Here is a 655-nt window from a genome sequence, read left to right on the forward strand (position 1 = left end):
ACCTTCTTCTAGCGACTCGTCGATTTCGATTTGGCTTGCAGGTAGGTTCTCTAGGCTCTCAAGTGAACATTGGTAAACGTCGCTTGCACCGATACGCCATGAAGAGCGCGCACAGTCCATAGCAACGTCACCCCCGCCGATAACCATCACTCGTTTACCTGCACGTGGAAATTGGCGAGTTTCAGAAATCTCTTTTAGGTATTCAACCGCAGAAAACACGCCATCGTTGTCATGACCCGGCAGAGGGATGATCGAACCGACGTGTGCACCGTGAGCCAGAATCACAGCATCATGTTCGCTACGTAGAGTGTCGAAGCTAATGTCTTTGCCGATCTCAACGCCAAACTGAGTTTTAATACCCAGCATCGCTAGGTAGCTGTATTCGAAATCGATAACATCGCGTGGTAGACGGTATTCAGGGATACCCACACGCATCATGCCGCCGTAAACGTCTAGCTTTTCGTAAATCGTTACTTCGTGGCCTTGACGACGAAGCTCAATAGCCGCTTGCGCACCAGCAGGGCCTGCACCCACGATCGCGATGTGCTTGTTGGTCAGGGGCGCAATGTTAAGATCCCAGTGATCTTGGTTATCCATTTTCTCTGCGACGAAACGTTTGATGCCAGCAACGCTGATCGGCTGACCGAACTCTGTG

Annotated in this window: 1 protein-coding gene; it reads right to left on the reverse strand. The window is 51.1% G+C overall.

What is annotated here, in order from left to right:
* Positions 1 to 655 (reverse strand): FAD-dependent oxidoreductase (locus tag R7Q46_RS27690; protein ID WP_318078355.1); only part of this gene is annotated, 655 nt, incomplete at both ends.

Source organism: Vibrio sp. 811 (assembly GCF_033339195.1).